Source organism: Collinsella sp. UBA1693, assembly GCF_002320115.1.
GTDB lineage: Bacteria > Actinomycetota > Coriobacteriia > Coriobacteriales > Coriobacteriaceae > Collinsella > Collinsella tanakaei.
Map to the genome: position 1 here is coordinate 1 of NZ_DCJT01000009.1, position 7,156 is coordinate 7,156.

The 7,156-nt window shown below is 59.2% G+C and carries 6 protein-coding genes; 1 reads left to right on the top strand and 5 read right to left on the bottom strand.

The features are described from left to right. Window positions 1-111 precede the first annotated feature (111 nt). The 3 genes from B3H65_RS04285 to B3H65_RS04295 all read right to left on the bottom strand — a co-directional run bounded on the left by B3H65_RS04285 (window position 112) and on the right by B3H65_RS04295 (window position 3,040). Window positions 112-1,395 (bottom strand): phosphoglucomutase/phosphomannomutase family protein, encoded by a 1,284-nt coding sequence (locus tag B3H65_RS04285; protein WP_286684260.1) that lies wholly within the window; start codon window positions 1,393-1,395, stop codon window positions 112-114. 250 nt (window positions 1,396-1,645) lie between these two features. After that, window positions 1,646-2,608 carry a homocysteine S-methyltransferase family protein gene (locus B3H65_RS04290; RefSeq protein WP_286684261.1) on the bottom strand — a complete coding sequence of 321 codons (963 nt, stop codon included), beginning with the start codon at window positions 2,606-2,608 and terminating at the stop codon, window positions 1,646-1,648. A 6-nt stretch (window positions 2,609-2,614) separates the two neighbouring features. Then, window positions 2,615-3,040 (bottom strand): metal-dependent transcriptional regulator, encoded by a 426-nt coding sequence (locus B3H65_RS04295; protein WP_286684262.1) that lies wholly within the window; start codon window positions 3,038-3,040, stop codon window positions 2,615-2,617. A 137-nt stretch (window positions 3,041-3,177) separates the two neighbouring features. Between B3H65_RS04295 and pepT the strand changes: the two genes are divergently transcribed. Continuing rightward, on the top strand, window positions 3,178-4,425 hold the full coding sequence (gene pepT / locus B3H65_RS04300; protein WP_286684263.1) for a peptidase T: 1,248 nt from the start codon (window positions 3,178-3,180) through the stop codon (window positions 4,423-4,425). 139 nt (window positions 4,426-4,564) lie between these two features. On the opposite strand, the gene B3H65_RS04305 is transcribed toward pepT, so the two are convergent. Then, window positions 4,565-5,719 carry an LCP family protein gene (locus B3H65_RS04305; protein WP_009141761.1) on the bottom strand — a complete coding sequence of 385 codons (1,155 nt, stop codon included), beginning with the start codon at window positions 5,717-5,719 and terminating at the stop codon, window positions 4,565-4,567. Window positions 5,720-5,733: 14 nt separating this feature from the next. Beyond that, a complete protein-coding gene (gene murA, locus B3H65_RS04310) occupies window positions 5,734-7,017 on the bottom strand; it encodes a UDP-N-acetylglucosamine 1-carboxyvinyltransferase (RefSeq protein ID WP_286684264.1) in 1,284 nt (427 codons plus the stop codon). Window positions 7,018-7,156: the final 139 nt, after the last annotated feature.

Here is a 7,156-nt window from a genome sequence, read left to right on the forward strand (position 1 = left end):
CGATTGAATCGATCCGCTCGCCCAACTTGTTTCTTCCTTTATTACATCCATACAGCGAGCCGCTAATATTTCTTTTTTGCCCTAGCGGCTTCACTGCTCTACGAGCGCGCGCTAGGCGTTCCCCTTGGCCATATCCGCTCCCGCATCCAGAAGCTCATCTCTTATTTCCACTGACGGCGCCTCGGCATACACACGCACGACCGATTCGCTTGCGCTGGGTCGCAAGAGCAGCCATGATTCGTCCTGAAATTCAAAACGCAGACCGTCCATATGACTCACCGCTACGGGCTTTCGTCCGCCTACGAGCTCCGGATTTAATCCGGGCATTATCGTTCTCAGCATTTCCACCTGTTCGACCTGTACCCGAACGTCCCTCCGGCCGTACCACAGTCTGCCGAAGTTCATTTCCAGCTCATTGACCAGCTCGCCAAGCTTCTTCCCCGTAGTTGCCATCAGCTCACAGAGAAGCACATTGACAAGCAGGCCGTCGCGCTCGGCCACGTGAGACGGTATCGCGAACCCGCCCGACCCTTCTCCACCCAGCAAAACGCCCCCCTTTCGCATCTCCTCATATATATAGGTGAAGCCGATGGGGCGCACGGTTACCTTGCACCCAAGCGATTGAGCGACGCGGCGCGCCAACACTGACGTTGCCTGGTTCACCACAACCCGCCCGGTCATTCCACGATTGATTACGAGGTGCCCAAGCGTTAGTGCCATGATCTTTTGGGGGCTTACGTAATTGCCACACTCATCTACCGCGCCAACACGCGCGGCATCTCCGTCATTTATCAATCCCGCATGCGCGGCGCATTCGACAACCGCCTGCTCGCAGTCATCCACCCAAGGCTCGATTGGCTCCGGCCTCACATCGCGCCAACCTTCATCGTCCGCACCATGAATCTCCTCGACCTCTACACCAAGGGCGCCCAGCAGCTGTGGCATATACGTTCGAGCCGCTCCGTACATGGGGTCGTACACCACCCTAAGGCGAGCGCGGGCAATGGCATCGCCGTCGACCAGCGTGCTGAGATAGTCAAAGTAGGGAGTCACGAAGTCTTTGATCGCATAGTGCTCGCGCACGCCATAGACCTCGGGCTCGATAAGATGCTCTATTTCCTCGATAAAGTCCGGGCAACCGGTGCCGCCGTCTGCGTTGCACAGTTTCACGCCCAGGTAGTCATAGGGGTAATGCGAGCCCGTAACCGCAAAGCCACCGCACACGCGTGGGTTGCGCGACACGGCCCAGGTTAGCGCCGGCGTAGGCGCCACTCGATCAGACAAAACGGCGGCGACGCCATGGGCGGCAAGCGTCCTGGCCGCCGCCTTCGCGCATTCCTCCGCACCGGGGCGCGCNNCACGTACACCATGGCACCAGGATTTCTTCTGTTCCAATACTCTCCGGCTGCATCAGCGATGCGCACGACGTTTTCCTCTGTGAAGTCTCCGTCCGTGCGAGCCCTCCAGCCGTCGGCTTCAAAATGTATGATTGCGCTCATTGCGTAACAGCATCCTTACGTTTAGGCATGGCCTATAAAGGTTACCCGTGCTGGCGCATGCCAACACGGGTGCAAAACAATCACAGAGTTGTCAATTTCCCATCGATGTCCCGCGCGCTGGGTCTCGCGCACGGGCGACATGACGGTTAGCCGTGCAAGGCGCCCGAGATGGCGCAGGTGGCGATCGGCGTAAAACCGCAGCACGTTCCCACCAGCCTGGCACCGTCGGCCACCCATTGGACAGACGCCCTGGCTACTCCCTCGACATCCCCATCCCAATGCGGGCAACCGTCTTGGTCCATAGTTGGAGCGCCCGCGTTGGGCCTAACCATTACGGGAAGATCGACCGCGCGAACCATGCGGGGCACCGCCTGGGTGGCAGCGTATGCGGAACAGCAGTTCACGCCAACCGCTTGGGCGCCCAGATCGCGCGCGGCTTCGCACGCTTGCTCAATTGCCGTGCCGTCCCAAAGGAGATGGCACGCATCATCGATAGCGAAGCTAGTCAGCACGGGCATGCCGTGGGCTGCCTCGACCGCACCTGTCACGGCGGGTTCAAGGTCGTGCAGCGAGCAGAAGGTCTCCAACAGCACGCCGGCGACGCCGGATTCGAGCAAGATGGTCGCCTGGTTGCGATAGGCCTCGCGTGCAAGCTTGTGCACGGCCGACTCGGCCTCCTTATCCGCTTTGGCTCCCTCTTCGCCCTCGTCCTTATCCGCATCTTCCCACGCTAGGCCGCACGGTCCCACGGAACCCAGCACCAACTTGGCGGGCACCCCCGTGATACGCGAGCACGTAAGAGCACAGTCCGCCCCCGCCCTGTTGACAGAACGATAATCCTGCAAGATGCTGTCGCGCTTAAGGCAGGGCGCACTCGCCTGAAACGTGTTGGTGATAAGGACATCCGCGCCCGCCATTTGGTAGAGCGCGTGCATGCGCGTCAACGCCAGCGGCTCGGCGATGTTCCAAAATGCCGCCGGTACATCCGCTGTGCCCGCCTCATCGACCAGCAGGCTCCCCGTGGGGCCCTGGGCAACAAGGGGTCCGGCGGCAAGGCGGTCCATCAGCTCTTTTGCCGCGTCCCTGTTGTAATAATCCTGCGCCACCATGAGCACCTACTCGTCCACGACCACAACGCCTTGAGCCTCAAGGTAGGCCAGCCAGCGATTCATGGTGTCCTCTGACAGCGCGTGCTCCATCATGCATGCCTCCGAGTCCGCGCGGTCATACTCAACGCCAAGCTCCTGCATAAGAAATGTTCGCAAAAGACGGTGGCGATACCACACCGCCTCGCCAACGCACCTGCCTTCTGGCGTGAGAATCACCCTTCCATAATGCGATTGCTCAACCAGGCCCTGTCCCTTAAGCGCCGTAACGGCCTTATTGACAGAAGCCTTGGAAACATTGAGTTTTTGGGCGATGTCCACGGAGCGAACGCCACCGTGCTCGCCATCTTCCTGCTCGATGCGAACCATACATTCAAGATAATCTTCGTTTGCGACCGTAAGGTGGAGCTCGCGGGAGCTATCCGTTGTATCCATGCGGGATTCCCCTTTCTTCACTCTCACGATTCTACCCTCCCGCACCGGCAACTCAACCCCATGCCGACCCCACGCGGCTTACAAGCGGGTATCCTAGAAAACGTACGGGCACGTCAGCCAACACAAGGAGGAACCACATGCCTATCGAGCATTCCGATGTTCTCGAGCGCTTTTTGCGCTACGTCCAGATTGACACCACCTCGTCCGAAGAGCACTGCGACCAGGTTCCATCGTCCAAAAAGCAGTTTGACCTGGCAAACGTGCTTTCCAAGGAACTGGAATCATTGGGCGCGGCAAACGTCCGCGTAAGCGAAAACGCGTATGTTACCGCCCGCGTTGCCGCAAGCAAGGGCTGCGAGCACCTGCCCGCCCTTGGCCTGATCGCCCACTTGGACACCACCGAGGTCGCGCCTGGAGCCGGCGTAAAGCCCCACATTATCACGTATACGGGCGGCGATTTGGTCTGCGGCGAAGTGGACGGACACAAAATTGCGATGACTCCGGCAAAGCTGCCCGCGCTCAATAGCCTTGTAGGCGAGGATCTAGTTTGCACCGACGGCACCACGCTGCTGGGAGCCGACGATAAGGCGGGCGTTGCCGAGATTATGGCCCTTGTCGCCCGAATTGCCCAAAACCCCGAGCTCCCCCATCCCGCACTGGGCATTTGTTTTTGTCCGGACGAGGAGATTGGCCACGGCGCCGAACTGCTGGATATCGAGGACTTTGGCTGCCTATACGCCTATACCGTAGACGGCGGCCCTATCGGCGAGCTGGAATGGGAGTGCTTCAACGCCTGCGAAGCCACAGTTCGATTTGACGGCTATTCCATTCACCCCGGCGACGCCAAGGACCGTATGGTGAACGCCACCAACCTCTTCACGCGTTTCCACAGTATGCTGCCCGAGGTCGAGCGCCCCGAGCACACCGCCGGCTACGAGGGCTTCTACCACATAGAGGGCGTCTCTAGCACAGTGGACCACGCCACCGCGCGCTATATTGTTCGCGACCACAGCGCCGGCAAGTTTGCCCAAAAAATCGACAGGCTGCACCGCATCGCCGACTTTATGAATGCCGACCTGGGCGAGGAACGCGTGCATGTTGAGATTGAGCAGCAGTATCGCAACATGGCGGAGATTGTTGCCGACTATCCGCAGCTCATCGATGCCGCCAAGCAGGCCTTTGAGGCGGCTGGCGTAGAGGCGAACGTCATCCCCATCCGTGGCGGTACCGACGGCGCGCAGCTCTCCTTCCGCGGGCTGCCCTGCCCCAACCTGTCCACCGGCGCCTACTGCTGCCACGGCGTCAACGAGTTCATTCCCGTTAGTTCCCTTGAGCGCATGGTCGATGTGCTTGAGCAGCTGGTCGCCCTGTTTGCCCGCAGCTAGCCCTACGGCCCACAGTGCAAGACCTAATACGGCAAAGGCCGGGCGCCGCGTCGATTCGACGTGCGGCGCCCGGCCTTTTTATGTTGCATGGGACGATGATGAAGGGGTGTTTACGAAAACGCCCTCGCGATCGAACTGGCTACTCCTCCCCCTCTGCGGAAGAGTCCGTCTCACCGCTTACCGATGCGGTGCCGTTAGACCAATCGGACGCTTCATTGTTGGAAAGGTCACCGACGGTGGCAGAAGCATCGGTGGTCGATCCAATGGTCTGGGGTCCCCTGGGATCCTCGCCAGCGTCCACGCGCTCCATCATCGCTGCAAGCTCGTCTTCAAGCGCGACAACGTAGCTCACGCCAGTAGAGTCGTCCGTGGTAGACGGGATGTTCGCAGACCAAATCTCGTCCGTATTCATGCCGCGCATAGCGTTGGCGAGCGCGACGATATCCTGAATGCTCATATCCGTCTCGACCATGCCGGAAAGCGAGTCGATCAGAGGGAAGATGGTGGCGGCGTCGGTGTTGTTGAGAACCTGTTTGGCAAGAGCCGCAATGAAGATGCGCTGATGACGCATGCGGGTGTAGTCGCCATCGGCAAAAGCGCGCGAACGGCAGAAGGTCAGCGCCTCTTCGCCGTTAAGCTTCTGAAGGCCGGGCTCGATCACCACATTGCCCGCCTTGGGGTCATCGATCTTATCCGGAACGTCTACCTCAACGCCGCCGATTGCATCAACAAGCTGCTGCATGCCCTCGAAACTCACCTCTGCATAGTGGGATATCTCGATGCCGCACAGCTCGTTGACCGCCTTGACAACATCATCGGGGCCGCCAAGCGCGTGCGCGGAGTTGATCTTCGCCGTTTCGCCGTTACTTAGGGTCACGCGGGTGTCTCGGGGAATGGAAATAAGCGTTACCTGCTTGTTCTTGGGGTCGATGCGACTAAGGACGATGGTATCCGACCTGAAGCTCGATTCGCCCGGCCTGCCATCTGTGCCCAGCAGCAGCATGTAGAAGGGATCGCTTGTAACATTGCTATCGACCAACGTTGCAAGCAAGTCGCTTGTGATATTCACTCCATGGAGGTTGCCGGCGATCTTAGAGACCCAAAGGCCAGCTGCGCTCACGCCGCACAGCAGCACCGCGAGCAGCGTGCAGACGATGGTGCGCCGAATGAGCTTTCCACGACGGCGCTGGCGCGCACGCTCCGAGTAACGGCTCACGTTATCGCGGCTATAGATGCGACTGCTCGCCCCCACTGAGGGACGACGGGTCTGTTGAACAGGCTTCTTCTTACCCATAAGGTTTCCTTGCATTAATCGTCGATAGAATCGGGCAGCGTAACGCGCTCAACGCAGGCGCCCAGAGCTGTAAGCTTTTCTACAAATCGCTCGTACCCACGGTGAATATGATGGATAGCGGAGACTTCCGTCACGCCCTCGGCAATAAGGCCCGCGATGACCAAGGCGGCACCGCCGCGAAGATCCGGAGAGACTACCTGCGCGCCGGAGAAGCCGTCCACGCCGTGAATGAGCGCATGATGATCCTCAACGCGGATATTCGCGCCCATGCGAGAAAGCTCGGATGCAAACATGAAGCGATTTTCAAAAATGTTTTCCGTGATGATGGAGGTGCCGTCTGCCAAGGCGGAAAGGACCATAACCTGAGCCTGCATATCCGTGGGAAAGCCGGGGAAGGGCAGCGTCTGGATATCGACCGGCGCAATGCGGTCGGCGCGGTACACCTTCATACCGTTCTCGGTACGTTCCGTGCGTATGCCCATGAGCTCCATCTTGCGAAGCACCATGCCAAGGTGAACGGGATTGAACCCGGTAACCTCAACGCCCTGCTCAGACGCCATGATGGCGCCCGCCACCAAAAATGTTCCAGCCTCGATGCGGTCGCCCACAACACGATGTTCAACGGGGTGAAGCTCGTCCACGCCTTCGATAGTCACCACGGGCGTGCCGGCGCCGGTAATCTTAGCGCCCATCTTATTAAGCATATTGGCGAGGTCGACGATTTCGGGCTCGCGGGCGGCATTATCGATAACCGTCTCGCCCTTGGCCTTGGCCGCGGCCATGATGAGGTTCTCGGTAGCGCCGACGCTTGCGAACTCAAGGGTTACCGACGTACCGGTCAAGCCCTTACTTGCATCCGCGTAGATATAGCCGTGATCGGTATCGAACTCGACGCCAAGGGCCTCAAGACCGAGGATGTGCATATCGATCTTACGGGCACCAAGATTGCAACCGCCCGGCATGGCGATCTTGGCGCGTCCAAAGCGGCCGAGCAACGGGCCCATGACGGCGGTAGAGGCACGCATCTTGGCAACAAGCTCATACGGAGCTTCCCAGGAGTCAACGCTCGAGGTATCGATGACAAGACTGTGCTCGTCCACCACTTCGATAGTGGCGCCCATACGCTTGAGGACCTTGCCCATCACGTGAACGTCTGAGATGTTCGGGACATTGGTGAGTGTGGTCTTGCCCGGAGCAAGAAGCGTGGCGGCCATAAGCTTTAGAGCGGAGTTCTTTGCGCCAGAGACGCAAACCGATCCCTCGATAGCGTGACCACCTTCAACGCGGATGATATCCAAACGTCTTCCCTTTCAAAAAACATGCCCGGGAACGCGAGCGCCCCCGGGCATGATGCTCATCGCAAATAGGTTTGCAATGCTGATACGTATCGCATTGCGCTCTTATTTGGAAAGCAAGAGCTTACACCATGCGATTTCA

Coding starts and splice junctions, on each gene's coding strand:
- B3H65_RS04290 (WP_286684261.1), bottom strand. CDS start 2,608: ATGGTGGCGCAGGATTATTACAACAGGGACGCGGCAAAAGAGCTGATG.
- B3H65_RS04295 (WP_286684262.1), bottom strand. CDS start 3,040: ATGGATACAACGGATAGCTCCCGCGAGCTCCACCTTACGGTCGCAAAC.
- B3H65_RS04305 (WP_009141761.1), bottom strand. CDS start 5,719: ATGGGTAAGAAGAAGCCTGTTCAACAGACCCGTCGTCCCTCAGTGGGG.
- pepT (WP_286684263.1), top strand. CDS start 3,178: ATGCCTATCGAGCATTCCGATGTTCTCGAGCGCTTTTTGCGCTACGTC.